The sequence below is a fragment of the Tepidiphilus baoligensis genome, from assembly GCF_012911495.1.
Taxonomy (GTDB): domain Bacteria; phylum Pseudomonadota; class Gammaproteobacteria; order Burkholderiales; family Rhodocyclaceae; genus Tepidiphilus; species Tepidiphilus olei.
In genome coordinates this window covers 42,310-63,506 of the sequence record NZ_JAAAUB010000013.1, presented here as the reverse complement: position 1 = coordinate 63,506, position 21,197 = coordinate 42,310, and the positions used below count along the sequence as shown (strand labels likewise).

Genomic DNA, 21,197 nt, shown 5'->3' with positions numbered 1-21,197 from the left:
GCCGGATCGTCGGTGAAGCGGAGGTGACGGGCGGCGGCGAGTTCTTCGGCGGAGACTTCGCGCGTACGGTCGAGCCCGCGGCGCAGTTCTTCGATGCGGCTGCGCTCGAGGTCGAACCCGACCACGGGGCGACGCTTGCCGAATTCGACGGCGAGCGGCAGGCCGACGTAGCCGAGGCCGATCACCGCCATAGGGGCGGCTGGATAAGGGGGGTTCTGGGACTTGACGTCGTGTCGGGCCCTCATGTCTATCATTGTAGCCGAGTCCTCATGAAGATGGCATTGCCTGCGACCCGAACATCCGCTCCACCACCTCGCTCAGCCCCGAGACCCGTTGCACTCCCGGCAAGGAGGAGAGATCCTCGTCCTGCCCCGGCGGCACGACGAGGTAGAGGGAAGGAATGCCCGCGGCTCGGCCGGCTTCGAGGTCGCTGATCTTGTCGCCCACCAGGAGCGAACGGGACAAGTCGATGCCGTGCGCTTGGGCAGCGCGCAGGATCATACCGGGTTCGGGCTTACGGCAGGCGCAGGCGATGGCATAGTCCGACACGCTGCCTTGAGGGTGGTGCGGGCAGTGATAGATGCCGGCAAGCTCGATGCCCCGTTCGCGCAAGAAAGCGCACATCCGTTCGTGCAGGGCGAGGACGTCGGCTTCCGTGCACAGGCCGCGGGCGACGGCCGATTGATTGGTGATGACGACGAGGAGATAGCCTTTCTGCTGCAGCTGGCGCAGGGCATCGATCGCACCGGGCAGGAAGGAGAAGTCTTCCCAGCGATGGACGTAGCCGCGATCTTCGTTGATGACGCCATCGCGGTCGAGGAAGACGGCGGGTTTGCCGTTCATGCTCGGTCTCAACGCCCCTGCCCTCCTCTCATCTGCTCGAAGAGTTTGAGCACGGCGATCGAATCTTCCTCGCCCAGGCCGGCGCCGACGAGGGCGTTGAACCATTGCGCGGCCACCGCCGACAGGGGCGCGGGAACGCCGCTGCGGTGGGCTTCGTCGAGTACGATGCGCATGTCTTTCTGGTGCATCCACGCCTTGAAACCGGGGCGGAAGTTGCGATCGAGCATGCGGGCGCCGTGGTTTTCCAGCACGCGGGAGTAGGCCGAGCCGCCCAAGAGCGCCGTGCGCACGCGGCTGGGGTCGACGCCTTCGGCGCGGGCGAGGTTGAAGGCTTCGGCCACGGCCACCACGGTGACGCCGGTGAGGATCTGGTTGCAGGCTTTGGCGACTTGGCCGGCCCCGCTCGAGCCGATCCAGGTGATGGTGCGCCCCATGGCTTCGAGCAGCGGACGTACGGTGGCGAAGGCGGATTCGTCGCCGCCGACCATGAACGTGAGCGTGCCCTCGATGGCGCCGATCTCACCACCGGAGACGGGGGCATCGAGCATGAGAACGCCGCGTTCGGCCAGCCGCGCGGCGATGCGGCGCACGGCTTCGGGCGCGATGGTGCTGCAATCGACGTGGATGTGCCCCGGCTGGGCGCCGAGGGCCACGCCCCGCTCTCCCAGGGTGACTTCTTCCACGTCCGGGGCGTCGGCCACCATGGAAAAAGTGATGCGCACGCTGCGAGCGAGTTCGGCCGGAGAATCTGCGGCGATGGCTCCGGCTTCGATAAGCGGCGCCATCGATTCCCTGCGGCGAGCCCAGACGTGCACCCGGTGCCCCGCGCGCAGGAGGTTGAGCGCCATGGGGCGCCCCATCAGACCGAGACCGATGAAACCGACGTCCATGAGAACTTCTCCCGCGAAAAAATGCTCCCTCTTGCTTTTGGTGAGGATAGCAAAAAACGGCGCGACATCTTGCTACACTACGCACTCTTTTCGCCCGTTTCGCAGTCGCCCCAGGAGCGAGATCGATGCCCGGCGGTTTCTATTTCATCATGGCCGCGCAGTTCTTCTCTGCGCTGGCCGACAATGCCCTATTGATCGTTGCGATGGGTATCTTGCGCCATATCGAGGCGCCGCCCGAATACGAACCGCTCCTGAAATTTTTCTTCACCCTTTCCTACGTGCTGCTCGCGGCCTTCGTCGGCGCCTTCGCCGACTCGATGCCGAAGTGGCGCGTGATGCTCATCACCAATTCGATCAAGATCGTCGGGTGTCTCCTCATCGTCTTCGGCGCGCATCCCTTGTTAGGTTATGCCATCGTCGGCATAGGTGCGGCGGCCTATTCGCCGGCCAAATACGGCATCCTCACCGAGTACCTGCCACACCGCCTGCTGGTGGTGGCCAACGGCTGGATCGAGGGGCTCACCGTCGGAGCGATCATCACGGGAACGCTGCTCGGGGGCATCCTGGTCGCCCCGGGGGTGGTTGACCGGTTCGACGCCTGGTTCCCCTGGCTGCACAATGGCCTATGGGTATCCCTGTTCGTGGTGGTGCTGCTCTATGGGGTGGCGGCGGTATTCAACTTCTACGTGCCCGACACCGGCGTGGCGCACGTGCCACTCAAGAAAAACCCCTTGTATCTCCTGCACGAATTCGGACATTATTTCTCTCTGCTGTGGCGCGACAAACTGGGACAGATCTCGCTGGCGGTGACCACGCTCTTTTGGGGCGCGGGGGCGACGCTGCAGTTGATCGTGCTCAAATGGGCCGAGGTGAATCTGGGCATGTCGCTATCGCAGGCCACGCTGCTGCAGGGGGTGGTGGCCGTAGGCATCGCGATCGGCTCAGTGGCCGCCGCAAAATGGGTGGCACTGCGCGAAGCGCCGCGAGTAGTCCCGCTGGGCATCCTCATGGGATTCGTGACGATCGGCATGGTATTCGTGTATTCGCTCACCCTGGCCATGGTACTCATGATCGTCATCGGCGCGCTGGCCGGTTTTTTCGTCGTGCCGATGAATGCCATGCTGCAGCATCGTGGTCACATCCTCATGGGCGCGGGGCATTCGATCGCGGTGCAAAATTTCAACGAGAATCTGGCCATCCTAGTGATGATTGGACTCTACGCGCTGCTGTTGTATTTCGATGTGTCGATCCATTGGGTGATCGCGCTCTTCGGGCTCCTCGTCTCGTGCACCATGATCGCCGTTTGGGCGTGGCACCGCGCCAACCAGCGCCATATCGACTCGCTCCATTTGCTGGAGATGATCGACCGCCACTGAAGGGCGATTGGCCCGCGCGCCTGCCCGACGGTTTTCGCGGCGCCCGGCGTCGTCCTAACGGAAGTCGAAGAATTCGCGATGGAATCGGCGGCGCGCGTCGAATCCCACGGCGGTGAAGTCGCGCCGTAGCGCCTCGGCGAATCCCTCGGGGCCACAAAACCACAGGCTCGCCTCGCGCCATTGCGGCACGGCGGCGCGGATGCGCTCGCCCGTCAGCCGCCCGTCGCGCTGCGGCCAGACGAGATGCAGCCGCACCCCCGCCTCCGCGGCAAGTGCTTGCAGCCGCGCCTCGACGACCTCATCCGGCGCCGAGAGCGAATGGAAGTAATCGACCGGGCAGGAGGGCGAACCACGCAGCGCTTTCTGCTGCAAAGCGGCGAGAAACGGCGTCACGCCCACGCCGCCGCTCACCCAGATCTGGCGCAGTGCCTCGTCGTCGAAGGTAAAGCCGCCGTAAGGCCCCTCGATACGCACCTCTTGCCCAGGCCGCAGCCGCTGCGGCAAGCTGCGGGTGTAGTCCCCCAACGCCTTGACGACGAAAGACAGTCGCGGCGAGCGCTCGTCCCAGGCGCTGGCGATGGTGAACGGATGAGCCTTTTCCTGCGCATCGAGCCCGAGGAAAGCGAATTGCCCTGCCTCATGCCCCGGCCAGTGCTGGGGCGCCACGGTGAGCGTGACCGCGCCCACGCCCGGTAGCGGCTCCACCGTTTCCAACCGCCCCGAGACGCGCCGCGTGGCGCCAATGCGCCCGGCGAGCGAGACGACGGCGGCAAAGACTCCAGCGACGATCTCCAGGGCGAGCAGCCCGCCCAAGGGCGTAGCCCAGTAGGAGAACTTCACGAGTACGAGGGCGTGGAAGGCGAAGACGAGGAACAGCACGGGAATCACCCGATGCAGTTTGGCGAAGACGTGATACGGCACGCGGCGCAACAGCGCGATCAGCAAGAGCGGCACGGCGACGTAGAAGGCCCACTCGCCCATCGTCTCGGCCAGGCCACGCACGGCACGAAACGCGGCCTCGATCTCATTGCTCGGCTCCGGCCGCGGCCCGCGCGCCGGCCGGGCGATCCAACCCAGCTGCACCGCCCATTTCGGCCCCTTGGCCCACAGCCAATGGACGAGCGCGAAGACGAGCGCGCCGATGCCCACCCACTTGTGCAGGCGATAGGTCTTGTCCAGACCACCGAAGAGCCGTTCGACGCAGCGAAGGCGCAGGGCGAGCACCATGGCCGCGCTCATGCAACCGAAGGCGAGCACGCCGCTCAACTGCGTCATCGCTTCGCGCCAGGCGAAGAAGGTGCCCGCTTCGTAGAATCTCGGCTCGGCCGCCAGCCACAGCGACGCAGAGCCGAGCAGCAGGATCCACAACCCGTAGCGAATCCGATCCATTGCATACCTCCACAAGCAGAATTTATCCCATAGACATTGCCATAGGATAACCGCTCGTGAAGGACGAAGGCTTAACCCGAAATGAACGTCGCGTAACGAAAACGCTCGATGCGCTACCCCTGCCCGTCGACGAGCGCCCGGGCACGGCATAGATCCTCCCAGGCCTTGGCCTTGTCGGCGGGGTTGCGCAGGAGGTAGGCGGGATGATAGGTGACCACGACGGGGATGTCGCCGTAGCGAAAGATTTGGCCCCGCGCCTGGGCGATCTTGATCTCTTCGCCGAGAAGGGCGAGCGCCGCCGGACGTCCCAAGGCCACCAGCACCCGCGGGCGCACCAGGGCGATCTGGCGAAAGAGGAACGGCGCACAGACCGCGATCTCCTCGGGCGTGGGCGTGCGATTGTCCGGCGGTCGGCACTTCACCGCGTTGGCGATATAGACCTGGGTGCGATCCAGCCCCAGGGCGAAGAGCATGGCGTCGAGCAATTTCCCCGCGGGACCGACGAAAGGCTCGCCGCGTCGATCTTCCTCGCGCCCCGGCCCTTCGCCCACGAACATCCAGCGCGCCTGACGGTTGCCCACGCCGGGCACCGCCTGGGTACGCGTACGGTGCAGCGGACAGGCGGTACAGACGCGGATCTCCGCTTCCAACGCCTCCCAGTCGAGCGTGGCGATACGAGCGGAGCGCTCCGGGTCGACGGTCCGTGCCGGAATGCCAACGGCAGGCGCAGCGGGCGTGGCAGGAACCGGGCGAAGATCCGGACGTTTGCCGGCCGGGCTGGAGGAGGGGCGAGACGGCTGCCCCGGAGCGCGTTCCCCGGCCGGCACGGACGATGCCGCCGCGGCCGCGGCGGGTTTCTGCGGCGACGTATCCAAGGTCTGGTCGGTCGGGGCCGCGACGGCAGAGGATTCTTGGTGCGCACCCTTGGCCTCACCCGCCTCGCCGGCCGCTCGCAAGCGGGTACGCAGACGCCACAGCGGCGTCAAGCCCATTTCCTCGAGTCGGGCAAAGCGCTCTTTTTCGTCGATCGGCACGCTCATCGAACGAGTTCCCGCTGCATCACCAGCGCGTCTTCCCTTGCCCCTTCCCGCGTGGCGTAATAGCCGCGACGCCGGGCGACGATGGCAAAACCGCTGCGCTGATAGAGGGCGATCGCCGCTTGGTTGGAGACGCGCACTTCCAGCCAGACCGTGGTGGCGCCGCGCTCGCGCGCCTCTTCGAGCGCGGCCTCCAGCATCTCCCGCCCCAGTCCCCGGCCGCGATGGGCCGGGTCGATCGCCAGGTTCAAGATCTCGGCCTCACCTGCGACGAGCAGCAGGATGAGAAAACCGACCGGTTCGACCGCCGCGGTCGCGAGATCCTCTCCGGACAGCACTTCCGCCACCCAGCAGGCGTAACCGGCGGTGAGCGCCTCGCGGAAGCTCTTTTCGCTCCAAGGGGTTTCCTGCGCGGTGCGCTCGAGCGCCGTCACCCAGGGCAGATCGTCCTCGCGCATGGCACGCAGGCGCAGCCAATTCACGGCGCCGGCATCCTGCGCTGGCGCAAGGCGGCCTGCTCCTCGGCCGTGAGCGCCACCTTGTCGCGTACATAGTAGGGCGCGGCCTCCCAGGGCGGAACCGTCCGCCCCTCGGCGAACGCACGCCGCGCGAGCCGCAGCAGGTCGCGGGCATGGACCGTGGCATCGAGCACGACCTCGAGTGCACCGGCGCGGATGGGCTCCGGTAGCCTTGGCCACAGCGCCTCCATCCCTTGGCCGACGATATGCCATGGGCCATCCGCCGGAGGCAGGGGAACCGCCTCCGGTACCTCCACGCCTGCTTCGGTGAGCGATTCGAGGCGCCCCCCCGAGCAACGAAACCAGGCGTGATAGCATTGCCCCATGCGGGCATCGGCGAGCGCCAGCACCGTTGCCTCGCCCGCCTGCGCCGCCAGCGCTTCGAGCGTACCGACGGGCACGAGCGGCAGCGACCACGGCATGGCGAGCCCTTGCGCCGTGGCGCAGGCGAGCCTCAGCCCGGTGAAGGCCCCGGGGCCGGCGCCAAACGCGATGGCGGAGAGCCGCTCCACGGTGAGCCCCGCTTCGGCGAGCACGGCGTGCACCGCGGGCAAGAGGTGTTCGGCGTGTCGGGCGTAGCCCTGCAGACGGCGCTCCCAGACGGTATCGCCACGCTGTAGCGCCACGGAGGCGATTTCGCCGGAAGTTTCGATCGCGAGCAGATCCATGCGGGCATTTTACCGCCGGGTGGGGCTTTTTCGCGCGCGATCTGCGACAATCCCGCCAAACACCGTTGCCGTTTTTTCCAGCCGGGGAGGAGTGGACCCATGAATGAAATCGGCCGCTGCCGCGTCCTGCTCGTCGATGACGACGCCCGTCTGCGTGAGCTGCTCACGCGCTTCCTGCACACCCAGGGGTTCCCCGTCAAGGCCGTGGCCGACGGGGCGGCCATGGAGCGGGCGTTGGAGCGCGAGCATTTCGACATGGTCATTCTCGATCTCATGTTACCGGGCGAAGATGGACTCACGCTGTTGCGCCGTCTGCGCCAACGTGAAGCGCCGCTCGGGGTCATCATGCTCACCGCCAAGGGTGACGAGGAAGACCGTATCCGCGGGCTGGAGCTGGGCGCGGACGATTATTTGCCCAAGCCCTTCAACCCGCGTGAGTTGGTGGCGCGCATCCACGCCGTGATGCGCCGCCGCCCGCGCGAGCCGCTCGGCGCCCCGGCACCGCAGGGCGGCACGGTAGTTTTCGGCGACAACGTACTCGACCTCACCACGCGCCGCCTGACGCGCCACGGCGAGGAAATCCCGCTCACTACCGGTGAATTCGCCGTACTGCGCGTGCTTGCCGAACATCCCAACCAGCCCATGACCCGCGACAAGCTCATGGAGCTCGCCCGTGGCCGGGAGCATGGTCCCTTCGATCGCGCCATCGACGTGCAAATCAGCCGCCTGCGCCGCCTCGTCGAGCCCGATCCGGGCAAACCGCGCTACATCCAAACCGTCTGGGGCGTGGGCTACGTCTTCGTCCCCGATGCGCCTGCCGAGGAGCCTGAATCCTCGCCATGAGCGGGTCGCGTGAACAAGGGCTACGGGCACTGCTGTGCCGGGTGAGCCTCTTCTGGCAGCTTTTCGTCTCGATCACCGCGCTGCTCCTGGCTGCCGCCGCCAGCTGGTGGTGGCTGTCCTGGCAGATCGAGACGGAACAGCGTGCCCGAGACAATGCCCGGCTGATCGCCTCGGTGATCAACCTGACGCGCTCGGCGCTGCGCCACACCCCGCAGCGCTTTCAGGGCGACTTGATGATCGATTGGGTCACGCTCGAGGGCATCGCCGTCTATCCGGCCGATTTCGGCGACGAAGTCGAGCCGCTGCCCGACGACGACCCCGATCGCGCCCTGCAGGAGGAACTGCGCCGTCTGCTCGGTCCCTCCACCCAGGTGGGCAAAAGCTGGCGCGATCAGCCCGGCCTGTGGGTGTATTTCCGCCTCTCGCCGGACGATCCGCGCGGCTACTGGCTGCGTTTCCCCCCCGAACGGATCCCCCGCCCCGACCCCTGGCAATGGATGATGCTCGCCGGTGTCATCCTCGTACTGGCACTTTTGGGCGCCTTCGTCATCGCCCGCTGGATCAGCGGCCCGCTGCGCGTGCTGCGCCGCGCCGCCGAGACGGTGGCTGCCGGCGGGCAACCGACGCTCCTGCCCATGCCCGCCTCGGCCGAGCTCGCCAAGCTGGTTCTGGCTTTCAACACCATGGTCGAGCGCTTGCGGCTCAACGAGACCGAACGGGCGCTCATCCTCGCCGGCGTGTCGCACGACGTGCGCACCCCCCTCACGCGCCTGCGGCTCGCCCTGGCGCTGCTCCCCATCGACGAGCACGAAGCGCAAACGCTGGAAGCCGACCTCGACGACATCGACCGCATCGTCGGCCAGTTTCTCGATTACGCCAAGGTCGACGCGCTCGCCGCCGACGAAACCTTCGATCTCAATGCCCTCGTCGAAGAAGTCGTGGCCAAGGAACGTTTGCGCGGCACGCCCATCGAATGGAAAAGCGATGCGCCCCACGTGTTCGTACGCGCCAACCGCGCGGCCTTGCGCCGGGTGCTGGTCAACCTCATCGACAACGCAAAGAAATATGCCGGTACCGAACGCCCCATCGAGATCCTGCTCGACGAGGATGCCGCCGTCCCCATGCTTACCGTGGCCGACCGCGGCCCAGGCATTCCCGAAGACCAGCTCGAGCGGGTGCTCGCCCCTTTTGCGCGTACCGAATCGGCCATGCGCAGCGGCGTGACGGGCTCGGGCTTGGGGCTAGCCATCGTCAAGCGCACCATCGAGGCGCTCGGCGGGCGCCTCACGCTCGCCAACCGCGACGGCGGCGGGCTTGCCGTGACCCTCGAACTGCCGCCCACACCCCCTCCGCTTCCCAACCCTTCCTCCTCGCAGGACGCCCCATGAAACTGCTTTTCGACCTCCTTCCCATTCTCGTCTTCTTTCTCGCTTATCGAGTCGCCGGACTCTTTCCCGAAGCGGTCGCTCCCTTGGGAACCGTCTTGGCAGCGCCCCCTTCGACCCTGCCCCTTCTGATCGCCACTGCCGCGACGATGCTCGCGACCGTCGCCCAGATCCTGGCGTTGCGCCTGCGTGGGCGCCCCGTCGATCGCATGCTGTGGGTGAGTTTCGCTCTGGTCACGGTCCTGGGCGGGGCGACGCTCTTCCTGCACGATCCCGCCTTCATCCAGTGGAAGCCCACGGCGCTGTACTGGAGTTTCGCCGCCGCGCTCATCGGCGCCCGGCTGTTGCGCCGCAATCTGATCCGCAGCGCCATGCAGGCGCAGCTGCGACTTCCCGACCCCGTCTGGGCGCACCTCTCCGACTTGTGGAGCGGATTCTTTCTCGTGCTCGGGGCGCTCAATCTCTACGTCGCATGGAATTATTCCGAAGCGGCCTGGGTGAATTTCAAGCTCTTCGGCACCCTAGGAGCGACCGTGCTCTTCGTGCTCGCCCAATCCCTTTGGTTGTCCCGTCATCTGCAAGAGGAAAAATCCGATGCTTGAACCCGAACGTGTCGTCGCGCTGCGCCGGCGCCTGCAGGCACTCGAACCGCTCGAGCTGGAGATCCACGACGATAGCGCCGCGCACGCCGGCCACGCCGGAGCGGCCGGCGGCGGACATTACCGCGTGCGCATCGTCTCGCCGCGCTTCGCGGGGCTGTCCCGGGTGCAGCGCCATCGTCTGGTGTTCGCTGCCGCGGGCGATCTGATGCAGCGAGGCGTGCATGCACTGGCCATCACCGCGCTCGCTCCAGGGGAGTGAGACGTGCTTGCATTTTGCAACACGGACGCATCCACCTTTCTTCCGCCATCGGTTAAACTCCATGCTACGGTGCCCGTCACGGCGCGCCGATTCTTCATCCGTGAAAGGAAACCCATGTACGCCAAACTCCGCACTCCCGTCCGGGCCGCCGTCCTCGGGCTCGGACTCGTCGCCCTGCCCGCCATGGCCCAACACGTCGCCAAGGTCAATGGACAGCCCATTCCCCAGATCTACATGGACGTGATCATCAAGGAACAGGTCGCCCAGGGGCTGCCCGACAACGAGCAGCTGCGTCAGGCAGTCAAGGAGGAACTCATCCGCCGTGCCGTCATCGCCGAGCAGGCGAAGAAGGCGGGGCTCGACAAGAAAGCCGAAGTGAAGGCCGAAATGGAGCTCGCCCGCCAGGGCGTGCTCGTTCGCGCCTACCTCAAGGATTTCGTGGCCAAGAATCCCGTGAGCGAAGAAGAGATCAAGAACGCCTACGCGAAAATCACGGCGATGTACTCGGGCGATGAATTCCACACGCGCCACATCCTCGTGGAAAAAGAAGAGGAAGCCAAGGACATCATTGCCAAACTCGGGAAAGGCGCCTCATGGGACGAGCTGGTCAAGCAGTCGCAAGATCCGGGTAGTAAAGACAGGGGGGGCGACCTCGGCTGGGTCACGCCCGACATGTTCGTGCCCGACTTCGGCACGGCGCTGGGCAAGATGCAAAAAGGTGAGACTTCCAAGACCCCGGTCAAGACCCAGTTCGGCTACCACGTGATCCACGTCGACGACGTGCGTCCGCAAAGCCCGCCGCCGCTCGAACAGATCCGCCCGCAGATCGAACAGCAGCTGCAGCAGCAAAAGATTCAGAATCATCTCGAAGAACTGGTCGCCAAAGCCAAGGTCGAGTAAGCGCGAGAAGTCCGCCCACGGGGCGGATTCCCCGCTCGTACCCGTTTCAGCGACCGATCAAGCCGCGGAAGATCTCCTTCACCGCGGGGACGACCGGTGGCGCTTCTTCCTGCTGCGATTCCTCTTGCGTCGGGGCGATCCGTCGCCGGATCGCCTCCTTGGCAAAATCCTTGGCCAGTTCCTCGGTCACCACCCGGTAGGAGGGCGAAGCGAGCGGCCCCGTTACTTCCAGCGGGATCGGCAACCCGAGCAGGATGGCGAGCGGTCCGTCTCGCTGCACCTCGGGCGTGGCGGCCAATCGCACCTGCAGGCGATAATCGAGCCGCGAGCGGATCAGATCCACGCGGCCGGCACCCTCGGCGGTGAAGAGCGCCGTGCGGCCGAAGAGGTCGTCGTTGCGCAACACACCGCCGGCCAGCACCCCGCTGCCGGAGAGCTCTTCGAACGGCGTGCGGTCCCTGCCGCCGCCGGTCGGCCGCTCGCCGCGCAGCACGGCCGAAGCATCGCGCAACAGCCGTTCGACGTCTACCCCTAGCACGGCCCCGTCGCGCACCTGTGCGCGCAGCGTGCCCTGGGCCGAGCGCAGCGCCTCCTCAGCCGTCAGCCCCCGCCCGCGCAGGGCAAAGTCGACGCTTCCTTGGCCGGTGAGCAAAGATTTGCCGTGCACGGCGGTGAGCAGACGCGCCACGTCGACGCCCTTGACCCCCCCTTCGCCCTGCCAGTGAGACGACCCGGCGAGATCGTTCAGGCTCGCCTCGAGACGCAGGGTCCCGCCGTAGGCGGTTCCGGTGAGCGCCGTCTCCACGCGATCGCCTCGCAGATCTGCCCCGAGCCGCCCTTGCAGCGCGACCTCGTCCACGCGGAGCTCGAGCGCGTCCAGGTGCAGCGCGGCGGCGTCGGCCTGCATGTCGGAAGACAGGCTCACCCGACGTAGAAGGGACGACGGCAGATCGAGCGCCACGCCCTGCGCCTCGAGCCAAGCGCGAAGATCGAACTCCGGCACTTCCAGCCGCCCCACCCAGCGCGGCGCGTGCTGCCACTGCTCCAGCCGGCCTTCCAGGCTCATCTGGCTGAGCTTGGACAGCACCAGGGTCACTTTCAGCGGCACCGGTGCCTCGGACGCCACCGGCCCGGCCTCGAGCGCGAGCGGCCCGAGGCGAAATGGTTGCTCGCGCTCCGCCCCATACCACAGGACGTACGCCTCGCGCACCGCCACGCGGCCCAAAGCAAGCGGCAGGGCAGCCGCCCGCGCCCCCGCCGGCTCGGCCGCAGGCGCGGGTTCGGCCTCGGCTCCGGACGGCGCGGCCACGGACGTCGGACGGTCGAACCGCCAGTTCTCCCGCCCGTCGGAGCGGCGCTCGAGGTGCAGGCGCACACCTTCCAGCGTGAGCGCATCCACCTCGAGCCGGCGGGAGAGCAGGGCCCAAGGGTCCACCCCGAGCGCGAGCCGATCAATCTCGGCCAGGGCGGGAGAAATGAACCCCGGCGGATTGCCCAGGCTCACCGCCTGCGCTTCGAGCGCGAGCCGGGGCCAGAGCGCGAGCTGCAACTCTCCTCGCACCTCGAGGGAACGCCCCAGGTGGGCCTGCGCCCAGCGGTCGATCTCGTCGCGGTAGCGCGCCGCATCGAAAGTGGCTACGAACACCACCAGCGCAGCCACGGCGATGGCAACGAGTGCGAGTACGCCAAGGAGCAGGCGTTTCATCATGGGACGTCCCTCTTTACCCAGGTTCAGAACATCTCCTCGTCGAGCGCAAGCACGCCGGCCGAGCCTTCGCTGACCGTCACGCCCAGGGCCGGGGCGCGGGCCAGGACATGGTCGGCATAGAAACGCGCCGTGCCGATCTTGGCCCGGTAGAACGCCGAATCTTCCGCCCCTTCGGCCAGACGCTTGGCCGCCACCAGAGCCGACAGACCGAGCTGCCAGCCGCCACAGACGATGCCGAAGAGCTCGAGCAGCGGCACCGAGACGGCATGGGCCGCTTTTGGATTGGACCCGTAGGTCTCGAGGATGTAGGCCACGCCTTTTTCCAGAGCGTCGATGCCGGCGCCCAGCCGGCGCGCAAGCACGCCGAATTCCTCGCCGGGCTGGGCACGCAGTTTCTCCGCCGCCAGCCGCATCTCTTCGATGAGCCCGCGGGCGATGACGCCGCCGTTGCGGGCGATCTTGCGGCCGATGAGGTCGTTGGACTGGATCGCGGTGGTCCCTTCGTAGATGGGGGTGATTCGCGCGTCGCGGTAGTGCTGCGCTGCGCCCGTCTCCTCGATGAAGCCCATGCCGCCATGCACCTGGACGCCGAGCGAGGCGATGGTCACCGAGTTCTCGGTGCACCAGCCTTTGACCACCGGCGTCATCAGTTCGACGAAGCCGCGGCTGCGCTGACGCACCGACTCGTCCGGATGGTGATGGGCCAAGTCGAACGCCGCCCCCACCGTATAGGCGAGCGCACGCATGGCCTCGGTCTGCGATTTCATCAGCATCAGCATGCGTCGCACGTCGGGATGGCGGATGATGGGCACGCGAGGTCCGCTCTTGACACCCACGTCGAACCCCTGGATGCGCTCCTTGGCATAGGAGAGCGCCTTCTGGTAGGCGCGCTCGGACAGCGCCAGACCTTCGAGACCGACGGCGAAGCGTGCCTCGTTCATCATGATGAACATGTATTCGAGGCCGCGGTTGGGCTCGCCCACCAGGGTGCCGACCGCGCCGCCGTGGTCCCCGAAGGAGAGCACGCAGGTGGGGCTGGCGTGGATGCCGAGCTTGTGTTCGATGGAAACACAGCGCACGTCGTTGCGCGCCCCCAGACTGCCGTCGGCGTTGACGAGGAATTTCGGCACGACGAAGAGCGAGATGCCCTTGACCCCCTCGGGCGCGCCGGGCAGGCGTGCGAGTACGAGGTGCACGATGTTCTCGGCCAGATCGTGTTCCCCATAGGTGATGAAAATCTTCTGGCCGTAGAGCTTGTAGGTGCCGTCGCCCACCGGCTCGGCACGGGTACGTACTGCCGAGAGGTCGGAGCCGGCCTGCGGCTCGGTGAGGTTCATCGTGCCGGTCCACTCGCCGCTTACCATCTTGGGCAGGTACATTTTCTTCTGCTCGGGCGAGCCGCACAGCATGAGGGCTTCGATCGCCCCCTGGGTGAGCATGGGGCACAGCGAGAAGGCGAGGTTCGAGCTTTTCCACAGTTCCATCACGGCGGTGGCCACCACCTTGGGGAGCCCTTGCCCGCCGAACTCGGGCGAGCAGGCGAGCGCCGTCCAGCCGCCCTGGCGGAAGGCGGTATAAGCCTCTTTCCAGCCGGGCGCCGTCTTCACTTCACCCTCCTGCCACACGGCCCCGTGCACGTCACCGACCCGATTCAGGGGAGCGAGCACTTCCTCGGCAAACTTGCCGCCCTCTTCGAGGATGGCCGCCACCACGTCGGGGCTGGCCTCCTCGCACTGCGGCAGGCGGGCGATCCGCTCGAGGCCGATCAGCTCTTCGAGCACGAAACGCATGTCTTTCAGCGGGGCACGATATTCACTCATGGATTACTCCTACAGGGTTTGCGTCGTTCGAATCCCGGAGCCTGGGCTCCGGTACCTGTTCCCTTTCCACCCGGTCGCATGCCGGCTTCGTTTTTTCATTTGTTTTTCAGGTATCGGGCATCGTCAAAAGCCGCCACCCAGTCAGGGCGATAGACCACGAACATCGTGATCACCACCCCACTGAGCCACGATTCGGCAAAGCCCATGAGCACGAAATAGGGTGCCCAATCTTGCAGCAGATGCTCCAGGGTATAGGCTCCAGCCCCCCAAAGCACCAGGATGGCGAGCGCCCCTTCGACGAGCAGCGTCAATCCCGAACCGAAGAAGGCCACCACGAAAATGAACACGAAAAAGTGCGCTGGCAAGGAGCGTGCGATGAAGCGACGCCAAGCATCGGCGAAGACCACCGGACAGAGCGCGGTCACGAGGAAATTGAGCGCGAACGCCGGCGCATCGAACGCGCCGTTCGCACAGACCACGACAAGCGCCAAGCCCAGTGCCAGGGTGGCGAGCGGCGCCCCCAGCGAGAGCGTGGCCGCCATCGCCCCCAACACGTGGAAGGTGAGCCCGGCTTCGATGCCGGCACGGATGCTCCACAGCAAGGCCAGACCCAGCGCCCATCCCGCAACGAGATGGAAACGCCGGTCGTCCTTGAGCGCCTGCCAGGGCGTACGGCGCCAGCTGCGCCAGACCCAGGCGGCGAACAGCAACCAAGAACCGGCGATCCATTCCGCGGAGAAGAGCGCCGAAGGCAGGTTCATCGCACCGCGCGGCTCACAATTTCTGCGTCAGCTCCGGCACCGCCTGGAAGAGATCGGCCACCAGGCCGTAATCGGCCACCTGGAAAATCGGCGCTTCGGGATCCTTGTTGATCGCCACGATCACCTTGGAATCCTTCATGCCGGCAAGGTGCTGGATGGCCCCCGAGATGCCGATGGCGATGTAGAGCTCGGGTGCGACGATCTTGCCGGTTTGCCCCACCTGATAGTCGTTGGGCGCGTAGCCCGCGTCGACGGCGGCGCGCGAAGCGCCGATGGCCGCGCCGAGCTTGTCGGCGAGCGGTTCGAGCACCTCGTGAAACTTCTCCGCGCTCCCCAGGCCGCGCCCGCCGGAGACGATCACCCGGGCGTTCGTCAGCTCGGGGCGGGCCGACTTGGTCACCTCCCGGCCAACCACCTTGGTGGGCCCCGACTCGGCGATCGTCTCGATCGTCTCGATGGGGGCGTTTCCGCCGTCCGCTACGGCGTCGAACGCCGTACCGCGCACGGTGATCACCTTGACGGGATCGCCCGAGCGCACGGTGGCGAGCGCATTACCCGCGTAGATCGGGCGCACGAAGGTGTCGGCGTCGATCACTTTCACGATGTCGGAGATCTGCGCCACGTCCAGCAAAGCGGCGATGCGCGGAGCCACGTTCTTGCCGAAGGCCGTGGCCGGCACAAGGATGTGGGTGTATTCCTTGGCGATTTGGAGCGCCTGGGCGGCGAGCGCCTCGGCGGTGAGATCGGCGAGCGCCGGCGAATCGGCCAGCAGCACCCGGGCCACGCCTTCGAGCTTGGCCGCCTGCTCGGCGACCGCCCGGCAGCCATGGCCGGCCACTAGCACGTCGGCTGCTGCACCCAGCGCTTTGGCTGCGCCCAAAGCGTGCGCCGTGGCCGGGGCGAGTTTCTGGTTGTCGTGTTCCGCGATGACGAGAATTTTCATGGTATTGGGCTCCCCGCTCAGATCACTTTGGCTTCGTTGCGCAGTTTCTCGATAAGCTCATCGACGCTGCTGACCATCACGCCTGCCTTGCGCTTGGGCGGCTCTTCGACCTTGAGCGTGACAAGCCGCGGCGTGACGTCTACGCCGAGCGCTTCGGGCGTGAGCGTGTCGATGGGCTTTTTCTTCGCCTTCATGATGTTGGGCAACGTCGCAAAACGCGGTTCATTCAGGCGCAAATCGGTCGTAATGACCGCGGGTAGCGGCAGTTCGAGCGTCTCGAGGCCCCCATCGACTTCGCGCGTGACCACGGCCTTGCCTTCCGAGATCACCACCTTGGACGCGAAGGTGGCTTGCGGCCAGCCGAGCAGCGCCGCCAACATCTGACCGGTTTGGTTCGCGTCGTCGTCGATCGCCTGTTTGCCGGCGATCACCAGACCCGGTTGCTCTTTCTCCACCACGGCTTTGAGGAGTTTGGCCACCGCCAGCGGCTGCAGTTCCACGTCGGTCTGCACCAGGATGCCGCGATCGGCCCCCATGGCCATGGCCGCGCGCAGGGTTTCCTGACACTGGGCCACACCACAGCTGACCACGATGACTTCACTCGCCATGCCCGCCTCTTTGAGCCGGATCGCCTCTTCCACGGCGATCTCGTCAAAGGGGTTCATGGACATTTTGACGTTGGCGGTATCCACGCCGCTGCCGTCGGGCTTGACGCGGATCTTGACGTTGTAATCCACCACGCGTTTGACCGGTACCAGGATCTTCATTTTTCTCCCCGAGTTGAGTATGCCATCTCGACCTCGCCCGGCCGAGCCGGGCCACCCCTTGCGGGATCGTGTTCCATACGGTATCGTATGGAATGGATTTCGTCAAGATGGCAACGGTGAACGACCCAAACCCCTCTCCTGCCGAGCGCGCTCCGCTCGATCGATCTGCCTGGATCGAGGCGGCGATCGAGCTCATCGCCACCGAAGGGATCGCCGGGCTGCGCATCGAAACGCTGGCTCGCCGCCTGCGCGTCACCAAGGGCAGTTTCTACTGGCATTTTCGCGACCGGCGCTCGCTGCAGCAAGCGCTGCTCGAACACTGGCGCGAGGGGCGTATCCGCGACATCCACAAGCAGACCCGCGCCCTCCCTGGCCATGAGGCCGAGCAGTTGCGCCACGTGATCGACGTCTATAGCGCGAGCCGCAACCGCAAGGGCATCCTCATCGAACTCGCCATCCGCGAATGGGCGCAGCGCGACCCGGAAGTGGCCGAAGTGGTGGCCGAAGTCGATGCGATCCGGCTCGCCTGCGCCCGCGATCTGTTTCTCGCCCTGGGGCTCACGGAAGAAGAGGCCACGGCGCGGGCCACGCTCCTCTACGCTTACGTCTTCGGTTTCTCGCTCATGCACGTCGAGCGAATGCCGCAGGAAATCGAGCGCCTGAAAACGCGCATCGCCGGCTGGATCACGGGCCCCGCCGCCAACGACCCCTTGGAAAGCGGCGAGCGCTTGCATGCCGAATGAAGAATGCCGCACCTTGCACTTGCGCACCGCAGCAGGTCCTGGTGCCCGAAGTAAGTCACAGCCGGAGCACGCGGCGCGCGTTCTCGCCCGTGCGCTCGATCACCTCGGCAATGGTACAACCGCGCAGTTCGGCGAGGATCTCGGCGTAGCGCGCCAGATCGGCCGGCACGGTGCGCCGATCCCGGGCCCAGGCGGGGGGGATGTCCGGCCCGTCGGTCTCGAGCACGATCGATTCCCAGGGCAGCTCGGCCGCGAGCCGGCGTACCTGGCGCGACCCTTCGTAGCTCATCGCGCCGCCGAATCCCAGGGCAAACCCCAGCCGCAACGCCCGTTCCGCCTGGGCGAAGGAGCCGTTGAAGGCATGCAGGATCCCGCCGACCACGCGGTGCTTCGCCAGACTCTGGAGCACGTCCTCGACGGCGCGGCGCACGTGCAGGACCACCGGCAGTCCGAGTTGCTGTGCCAGGCGCAGCTGGGCTTCGAACCAGGGCCGCTGCACTTCGAGCGCAGGGGCGGCGACGAAACGATCGAGCCCGATTTCCCCGATCGCCACGCAGGGGTGCGACTCGATCCAGGATTCCAGCTGTGCCATCACGGCGGCGCGCGCAGCGGGCGCATCCAAGGGGGCACCGGCGAGCGCCTCGGCGTGGCGCTGCGCCTGCGCGACATAGAGCGGATGCACGCCCCAGGCGAGCCGCGCTTCGGGAACGTCCCGGCATTTCTCCGCCTGCCGGGCAAAGCGCGCCGGCTCCACGCCCGGTACGACGAAGAGGCCGACGCCGCAAGCGCGCGCCTCGGCGAGCAAGGCGCCGCGATCGGCGTCGTATTCTTCGGCGTCCCAGTGCAGGTGGGTGTCGATCAGCATCCGCGCCACTGCGGCGGGCGTTTTTCGATGAAGGCGTCGATTCCTTCGGCGGCATCTTCGGCCATCATGTTGCAGGCCATCACCTCGCCGGCGAGCTGGTAGGCCGCTTCGATCCCCATCTCCAGCTGACGGTAGAAAAGCTCTTTGCCCATGCGTACCGCCACGGGGGATTTCGCCTTGATCGAGGCGGTGAGTCGCTCTACTTCCTCGTCGAGCACCTCCGGGGCGACGACGCGATTGACGAGGCCACGACGATGAGCTTCTTCGGCGTCGATGAATTCTCCCGTGACCAGCATCTCGAACGCTTCCTTGCGCCCCATGTTGCGCGACAGGGCCACGGAAGGCGTCGAGCAGAAAAGCCCCACGTTGATGCCGGAGACGGCAAAGCGCGCCTCGCTGCTCGCCACGGCGAGGTCACACATGCCCACGAGCTGGCAACCGGCGGCGGTGGCGATGCCATGCACGCGCGCGATTACCGGCACCGGCAGCCGAATGAGGGAGAGCATCACCTCGGAACATAGGGCGAAGAGCCGGCGCTGAAAATCCAGCGTACGATTGGCCCGCATCTCCTTGAGATCGTGCCCGGCACAAAAGGCTTTGCCGGCACCGGCGAGCACGACCACGCGCACGTCCGGGTCCTGCGCCGAGCGCAGCGCCTCGCGCAAAGCTTCGAGCATGGCCCAGGAGAGCGCGTTGTACTGCTGCGGCCGATTCAGGGTGAGGGTGAGCACGCCGTCTTCGAGCCGCGAGTGCACCAGGGGTTCGGCGGCGGTCGTCTGGGATTGGTCCATGTTCTGGTCTCCTCCGGGAAGTGGATCACGGCGCGATCCCGCGAAGGATTCGCGCACCGGATCATGATACGCCAAGCTCAGCCGACGTGCGATTGCGCCGCGAAATCCGGCAGCGGCGCGCGCAATCCGCCCAAAAGGAAACTCATGAGGCGCGCCTCGAGCTTGGCCGGATCGTGATCGTCGAAGGATTCGCCGGCCAGCGCTTGCAAGCCCTCGGCGCCGGCGATCGCGTAAGAAACGGCACCCAGCATGAAGTGGAAACGCCAGAAGATCTCGGCATGCGGCACACCCGGCAAGGAGCGGTAGAGCGCCTCGAGGTATTCGTCGGTGACGTCGCCGTACTCCTTGGCGAGCACGTGCCGCACGAAGGCGCTCGGATCGGTCATCGTCCGGCCCAGGAGCTGGAGAAAGCGCCGCCCTCCTTCCGTGCGGGCCAGTTCCAGCAATGGGGCGAAGAAGGCTTCGACGATGCGACTGGGTCGCACCGCCTTTCCCAGCGCCTCGGCGTCGCGCTGAAGCTGCGCCAGGCGGCGTCGTCGCTCCTCCGTGATCTCGGCCAGACGCCGGCGGAAGATCTCGCGCAGCAGGTTCTCTTTGGATCCGAAGTGATAATTGACCGCCGCGAGGTTGACCCCGGCGCGGGCAGTGATCATGCGCATGGAAGCGCCTTCGAAGCCGTGCTCGGCAAAGAGCGCCTCGGCCGCATCGAGGATTTTCTCCCGCGTCTCGGCACCGCAGACCGGACGCGGGGGTTTCCTTTCCTTTTTCTCGCTCACGCTCGCACCCCCGCCGTCACGTCGCCGTCGCCATAATGCCAAGGGAAACGGCGCCGCATCTCGGATTCGATCCACTCCGCCACCAGGCGATTGACCTCGTCGACGCTCTTTCCCCGAGGATCGATCGGCGGGCCGATCGACACCAGCACTTCGCCCGGAATCTTGACGAAAGCTCCCTTGGGCCAGAATTCGCCGGCGTTGTGGGCGATCGGCACCACCGGGGCGCCCGCTGCCACGGCGAGCGCCGCCCCGCCAGCGAGATAACGCCGCGTGTGTCCCGGCGCCACCCGGGTGCCTTCGGGGAAGATGAGCACCGAAAAGCCTTGCGTGAGCCGCTCCTTGCCCTGCTCGATCACCTGCTGCAGCGCGCCACGCCGGTCGTTGCGGTCGATGGCGATCATCGAGCAGCTGGCCAACCCCCAGCCGATGAAGGGGATGCGCAGCAGCTCCTTTTTCAGCACGAAGACGAGCCGCGGCAGGATGGCCTCCAGCACCAGCGTCTCCCAGGCCGACTGATGCTTGGCGAGGAAGACACAGGGTCGCGCCGGGATGTGCTCCCGCCCTTCCACCCGCCAGCGGATGCCGAGCACGTGCCAGATGAGGAAAGCGGTGATCTTCGCCCAGAAACTGACGATGCGATGGCGTGGCAGCGGCGGCAAGGGACGCACGGCGATCGTCACCAGCGAATAGGGCACCGTCACCAGCGTCATGAGTACGACGAAGAGGATCGACCGGATCCAGGCCGAGAGCGAAGCACGGCGTGGGCTCATGGCGACTCCGTCAGCCGGCGGGCGACTTCGGCCAGATCCTCGGCGATGGTCACGTTCTCCGGCAGCAAGCCGCTCGCCAAGGTTTTGCGCCCCTTGCCGGTGAGCACCAGCCACGGGCGGCAACCGGCGGCGACCGCCGCTTGCATATCGCGAATGCCATCGCCCACCACCGGCACTTGCGACAGATCCACGCCAAAGCGCTGTCCGATCTCGAGCAGCATCCCCGGTTTGGGTTTGCGGCAAGCACAGTTTTCCACCTCGGCATGCGGGCAGAAAAAGATGGCATGGATGCGCCCGCCGACTTCGGCGAGCCGGCGCAGCATGGTCTCGTGGATCGCGTTCAGGGTATCCATGCCGATGAGGCCGCGCCCGATCGCCGACTGGTTGGTGGCGATCACCACGCGCCACCCCCATTGCGTGAGCTGGGCGATCGCCTCGAGCGAACCGGGTATGGGAATCCATTCCTCCGGGCTCTTGACGAACTGATCCGAATGCTCGTTGATCACCCCGTCGCGGTCGAGCACGATGAGTTTCATGACCGCC

General features: G+C 66.4%; 23 protein-coding genes and 1 pseudogene. 7 read left to right on the top strand and 17 right to left on the bottom strand.

Features of this window, described 5'->3' with window-relative positions:
• From GV368_RS08995 to GV368_RS08985, 3 genes and pseudogenes are all read right to left on the bottom strand, one after another.
• Positions 1 to 245 (bottom strand): annotated as a pseudogene (locus GV368_RS08995) (hypothetical protein); the annotation flags it as partial.
• 22 nt (positions 246 to 267) lie between these two features.
• Positions 268 to 843, bottom strand: coding sequence for a D-glycero-beta-D-manno-heptose 1,7-bisphosphate 7-phosphatase (gene gmhB / locus GV368_RS08990; RefSeq protein WP_169116290.1), 576 nt, complete (start codon positions 841 to 843; stop codon positions 268 to 270).
• Positions 844 to 851: 8 nt separating this feature from the next.
• Entirely contained in the window at positions 852 to 1,733 is an 882-nt protein-coding gene (locus GV368_RS08985) for an NAD(P)-dependent oxidoreductase (protein WP_169116289.1), read from the bottom strand.
• A gap of 125 nt (positions 1,734 to 1,858) precedes the next feature.
• On the opposite strand from GV368_RS08985, the gene lplT reads away from it, so the two are divergent.
• Positions 1,859 to 3,109: a lysophospholipid transporter LplT gene (gene lplT / locus GV368_RS08980; RefSeq protein ID WP_142803581.1), complete on the top strand. Its 1,251-nt coding sequence runs from the start codon at positions 1,859 to 1,861 to the stop codon at positions 3,107 to 3,109.
• 54 nt (positions 3,110 to 3,163) lie between these two features.
• On the opposite strand, the gene GV368_RS08975 is transcribed toward lplT, so the two are convergent.
• From GV368_RS08975 to tsaB, 4 genes are all read right to left on the bottom strand, one after another.
• Positions 3,164 to 4,498: a ferredoxin reductase family protein gene (locus GV368_RS08975; protein WP_169116288.1), complete on the bottom strand. Its 1,335-nt coding sequence runs from the start codon at positions 4,496 to 4,498 to the stop codon at positions 3,164 to 3,166.
• Positions 4,499 to 4,611: 113 nt separating this feature from the next.
• Positions 4,612 to 5,538 carry a uracil-DNA glycosylase gene (locus tag GV368_RS08970; protein WP_142803583.1) on the bottom strand — a complete coding sequence of 309 codons (927 nt, stop codon included), beginning with the start codon at positions 5,536 to 5,538 and terminating at the stop codon, positions 4,612 to 4,614.
• A complete protein-coding gene (rimI, locus tag GV368_RS08965) occupies positions 5,535 to 6,017 on the bottom strand; it encodes a ribosomal protein S18-alanine N-acetyltransferase (RefSeq protein WP_206673369.1) in 483 nt (160 codons plus the stop codon). Before rimI ends, GV368_RS08970 begins: the two co-directional genes overlap by 4 nt.
• Positions 6,014 to 6,721, bottom strand: coding sequence for a tRNA (adenosine(37)-N6)-threonylcarbamoyltransferase complex dimerization subunit type 1 TsaB (gene tsaB, locus GV368_RS08960; protein WP_169116287.1), 708 nt, complete (start codon positions 6,719 to 6,721; stop codon positions 6,014 to 6,016). Before tsaB ends, rimI begins: the two co-directional genes overlap by 4 nt.
• Positions 6,722 to 6,820: 99 nt before the next feature.
• Between tsaB and ompR the strand changes: the two genes are divergently transcribed.
• From ompR to GV368_RS08935, 5 genes are all read left to right on the top strand, one after another.
• A complete protein-coding gene (ompR, locus tag GV368_RS08955) occupies positions 6,821 to 7,564 on the top strand; it encodes an osmolarity response regulator transcription factor OmpR (RefSeq protein ID WP_142803585.1) in 744 nt (247 codons plus the stop codon).
• Positions 7,561 to 8,952, top strand: coding sequence for an ATP-binding protein (locus GV368_RS08950; RefSeq protein WP_169116286.1), 1,392 nt, complete (start codon positions 7,561 to 7,563; stop codon positions 8,950 to 8,952). Before ompR ends, GV368_RS08950 begins: the two co-directional genes overlap by 4 nt.
• Positions 8,949 to 9,551: a septation protein A gene (locus GV368_RS08945; protein WP_142808581.1), complete on the top strand. Its 603-nt coding sequence runs from the start codon at positions 8,949 to 8,951 to the stop codon at positions 9,549 to 9,551. Before GV368_RS08950 ends, GV368_RS08945 begins: the two co-directional genes overlap by 4 nt.
• Positions 9,544 to 9,810, top strand: coding sequence for a BolA family protein (locus tag GV368_RS08940; RefSeq protein WP_142808579.1), 267 nt, complete (start codon positions 9,544 to 9,546; stop codon positions 9,808 to 9,810). The genes GV368_RS08945 and GV368_RS08940 overlap by 8 nt, the downstream gene beginning before the upstream one ends.
• 114 nt (positions 9,811 to 9,924) lie before the next feature.
• Positions 9,925 to 10,710, top strand: coding sequence for a peptidylprolyl isomerase (locus GV368_RS08935; RefSeq protein ID WP_142808576.1), 786 nt, complete (start codon positions 9,925 to 9,927; stop codon positions 10,708 to 10,710).
• A 46-nt stretch (positions 10,711 to 10,756) separates the two neighbouring features.
• Here the strand turns inward: GV368_RS08935 and GV368_RS08930 are convergent, their stop codons facing one another.
• The 5 genes from GV368_RS08930 to GV368_RS08910 all read right to left on the bottom strand — a co-directional run bounded on the left by GV368_RS08930 (position 10,757) and on the right by GV368_RS08910 (position 16,709).
• Positions 10,757 to 12,418, bottom strand: coding sequence for an AsmA-like C-terminal region-containing protein (locus tag GV368_RS08930; protein ID WP_169116285.1), 1,662 nt, complete (start codon positions 12,416 to 12,418; stop codon positions 10,757 to 10,759).
• A gap of 23 nt (positions 12,419 to 12,441) precedes the next feature.
• Complete coding sequence (locus GV368_RS08925; RefSeq protein ID WP_169116284.1) at positions 12,442 to 14,238, bottom strand: acyl-CoA dehydrogenase; 1,797 nt, start codon at positions 14,236 to 14,238, stop codon at positions 12,442 to 12,444.
• Between the two features lie 95 nt (positions 14,239 to 14,333).
• A complete protein-coding gene (locus tag GV368_RS08920) occupies positions 14,334 to 14,999 on the bottom strand; it encodes an energy-coupling factor ABC transporter permease (protein WP_169116283.1) in 666 nt (221 codons plus the stop codon).
• Positions 15,000 to 15,012: 13 nt separating this feature from the next.
• Positions 15,013 to 15,942, bottom strand: coding sequence for an electron transfer flavoprotein subunit alpha/FixB family protein (locus GV368_RS08915; protein WP_169116282.1), 930 nt, complete (start codon positions 15,940 to 15,942; stop codon positions 15,013 to 15,015).
• Between the two features lie 17 nt (positions 15,943 to 15,959).
• The gene (locus tag GV368_RS08910) at positions 15,960 to 16,709 is read right to left on the bottom strand and encodes an electron transfer flavoprotein subunit beta/FixA family protein (RefSeq protein WP_169116281.1); all 750 of its coding nucleotides are present in this window, start codon (positions 16,707 to 16,709) and stop codon (positions 15,960 to 15,962) included.
• Between the two features lie 92 nt (positions 16,710 to 16,801).
• Between GV368_RS08910 and GV368_RS08905 the strand changes: the two genes are divergently transcribed.
• On the top strand, positions 16,802 to 17,452 hold the full coding sequence (locus tag GV368_RS08905; RefSeq protein ID WP_206673368.1) for a TetR/AcrR family transcriptional regulator: 651 nt from the start codon (positions 16,802 to 16,804) through the stop codon (positions 17,450 to 17,452).
• A 55-nt stretch (positions 17,453 to 17,507) separates the two neighbouring features.
• On the opposite strand, the gene GV368_RS08900 is transcribed toward GV368_RS08905, so the two are convergent.
• From GV368_RS08900 to gmhB (GV368_RS08880), 5 genes are all read right to left on the bottom strand, one after another.
• Positions 17,508 to 18,317 carry a TatD family hydrolase gene (locus GV368_RS08900; protein ID WP_169116280.1) on the bottom strand — a complete coding sequence of 270 codons (810 nt, stop codon included), beginning with the start codon at positions 18,315 to 18,317 and terminating at the stop codon, positions 17,508 to 17,510.
• Complete coding sequence (locus GV368_RS08895; protein WP_169116279.1) at positions 18,311 to 19,108, bottom strand: enoyl-CoA hydratase; 798 nt, start codon at positions 19,106 to 19,108, stop codon at positions 18,311 to 18,313. The genes GV368_RS08900 and GV368_RS08895 overlap by 7 nt, the downstream gene beginning before the upstream one ends.
• Before the next feature lie 77 nt (positions 19,109 to 19,185).
• The gene (locus GV368_RS08890) at positions 19,186 to 19,884 is read right to left on the bottom strand and encodes a TetR/AcrR family transcriptional regulator (protein ID WP_206673367.1); all 699 of its coding nucleotides are present in this window, start codon (positions 19,882 to 19,884) and stop codon (positions 19,186 to 19,188) included.
• Complete coding sequence (locus GV368_RS08885; RefSeq protein ID WP_169116278.1) at positions 19,881 to 20,654, bottom strand: lysophospholipid acyltransferase family protein; 774 nt, start codon at positions 20,652 to 20,654, stop codon at positions 19,881 to 19,883. Before GV368_RS08885 ends, GV368_RS08890 begins: the two co-directional genes overlap by 4 nt.
• Positions 20,651 to 21,190 carry a D-glycero-beta-D-manno-heptose 1,7-bisphosphate 7-phosphatase gene (gene gmhB, locus GV368_RS08880; RefSeq protein WP_169116277.1) on the bottom strand — a complete coding sequence of 180 codons (540 nt, stop codon included), beginning with the start codon at positions 21,188 to 21,190 and terminating at the stop codon, positions 20,651 to 20,653. The genes GV368_RS08885 and gmhB (GV368_RS08880) overlap by 4 nt, the downstream gene beginning before the upstream one ends.
• Positions 21,191 to 21,197 lie beyond the last annotated feature (7 nt).

Excerpts from the sequence above, each read along its gene's own strand:
- gmhB (WP_169116290.1), bottom strand. The coding sequence starts at position 843 with ATGAACGGCAAACCCGCCGTCTTCCTCGACCGCGATGGCGTCATCAAC.
- GV368_RS08985 (WP_169116289.1), bottom strand. The coding sequence starts at position 1,733 with ATGGACGTCGGTTTCATCGGTCTCGGTCTGATGGGGCGCCCCATGGCG.
- lplT (WP_142803581.1), top strand. The coding sequence starts at position 1,859 with ATGCCCGGCGGTTTCTATTTCATCATGGCCGCGCAGTTCTTCTCTGCG.
- GV368_RS08975 (WP_169116288.1), bottom strand. The coding sequence starts at position 4,498 with ATGGATCGGATTCGCTACGGGTTGTGGATCCTGCTGCTCGGCTCTGCG.
- GV368_RS08970 (WP_142803583.1), bottom strand. The coding sequence starts at position 5,538 with ATGAGCGTGCCGATCGACGAAAAAGAGCGCTTTGCCCGACTCGAGGAA.
- tsaB (WP_169116287.1), bottom strand. The coding sequence starts at position 6,721 with ATGGATCTGCTCGCGATCGAAACTTCCGGCGAAATCGCCTCCGTGGCG.
- ompR (WP_142803585.1), top strand. The coding sequence starts at position 6,821 with ATGAATGAAATCGGCCGCTGCCGCGTCCTGCTCGTCGATGACGACGCC.
- GV368_RS08950 (WP_169116286.1), top strand. The coding sequence starts at position 7,561 with ATGAGCGGGTCGCGTGAACAAGGGCTACGGGCACTGCTGTGCCGGGTG.
- GV368_RS08945 (WP_142808581.1), top strand. The coding sequence starts at position 8,949 with ATGAAACTGCTTTTCGACCTCCTTCCCATTCTCGTCTTCTTTCTCGCT.
- GV368_RS08940 (WP_142808579.1), top strand. The coding sequence starts at position 9,544 with ATGCTTGAACCCGAACGTGTCGTCGCGCTGCGCCGGCGCCTGCAGGCA.
- GV368_RS08935 (WP_142808576.1), top strand. The coding sequence starts at position 9,925 with ATGTACGCCAAACTCCGCACTCCCGTCCGGGCCGCCGTCCTCGGGCTC.
- GV368_RS08930 (WP_169116285.1), bottom strand. The coding sequence starts at position 12,418 with ATGATGAAACGCCTGCTCCTTGGCGTACTCGCACTCGTTGCCATCGCC.
- GV368_RS08925 (WP_169116284.1), bottom strand. The coding sequence starts at position 14,238 with ATGAGTGAATATCGTGCCCCGCTGAAAGACATGCGTTTCGTGCTCGAA.
- GV368_RS08920 (WP_169116283.1), bottom strand. The coding sequence starts at position 14,999 with ATGAACCTGCCTTCGGCGCTCTTCTCCGCGGAATGGATCGCCGGTTCT.
- GV368_RS08915 (WP_169116282.1), bottom strand. The coding sequence starts at position 15,942 with ATGAAAATTCTCGTCATCGCGGAACACGACAACCAGAAACTCGCCCCG.
- GV368_RS08910 (WP_169116281.1), bottom strand. The coding sequence starts at position 16,709 with ATGAAGATCCTGGTACCGGTCAAACGCGTGGTGGATTACAACGTCAAG.
- GV368_RS08905 (WP_206673368.1), top strand. The coding sequence starts at position 16,802 with ATGGATTTCGTCAAGATGGCAACGGTGAACGACCCAAACCCCTCTCCT.
- GV368_RS08900 (WP_169116280.1), bottom strand. The coding sequence starts at position 18,317 with ATGCTGATCGACACCCACCTGCACTGGGACGCCGAAGAATACGACGCC.
- GV368_RS08895 (WP_169116279.1), bottom strand. The coding sequence starts at position 19,108 with ATGGACCAATCCCAGACGACCGCCGCCGAACCCCTGGTGCACTCGCGG.
- GV368_RS08885 (WP_169116278.1), bottom strand. The coding sequence starts at position 20,654 with ATGAGCCCACGCCGTGCTTCGCTCTCGGCCTGGATCCGGTCGATCCTC.
- gmhB (WP_169116277.1), bottom strand. The coding sequence starts at position 21,190 with ATGAAACTCATCGTGCTCGACCGCGACGGGGTGATCAACGAGCATTCG.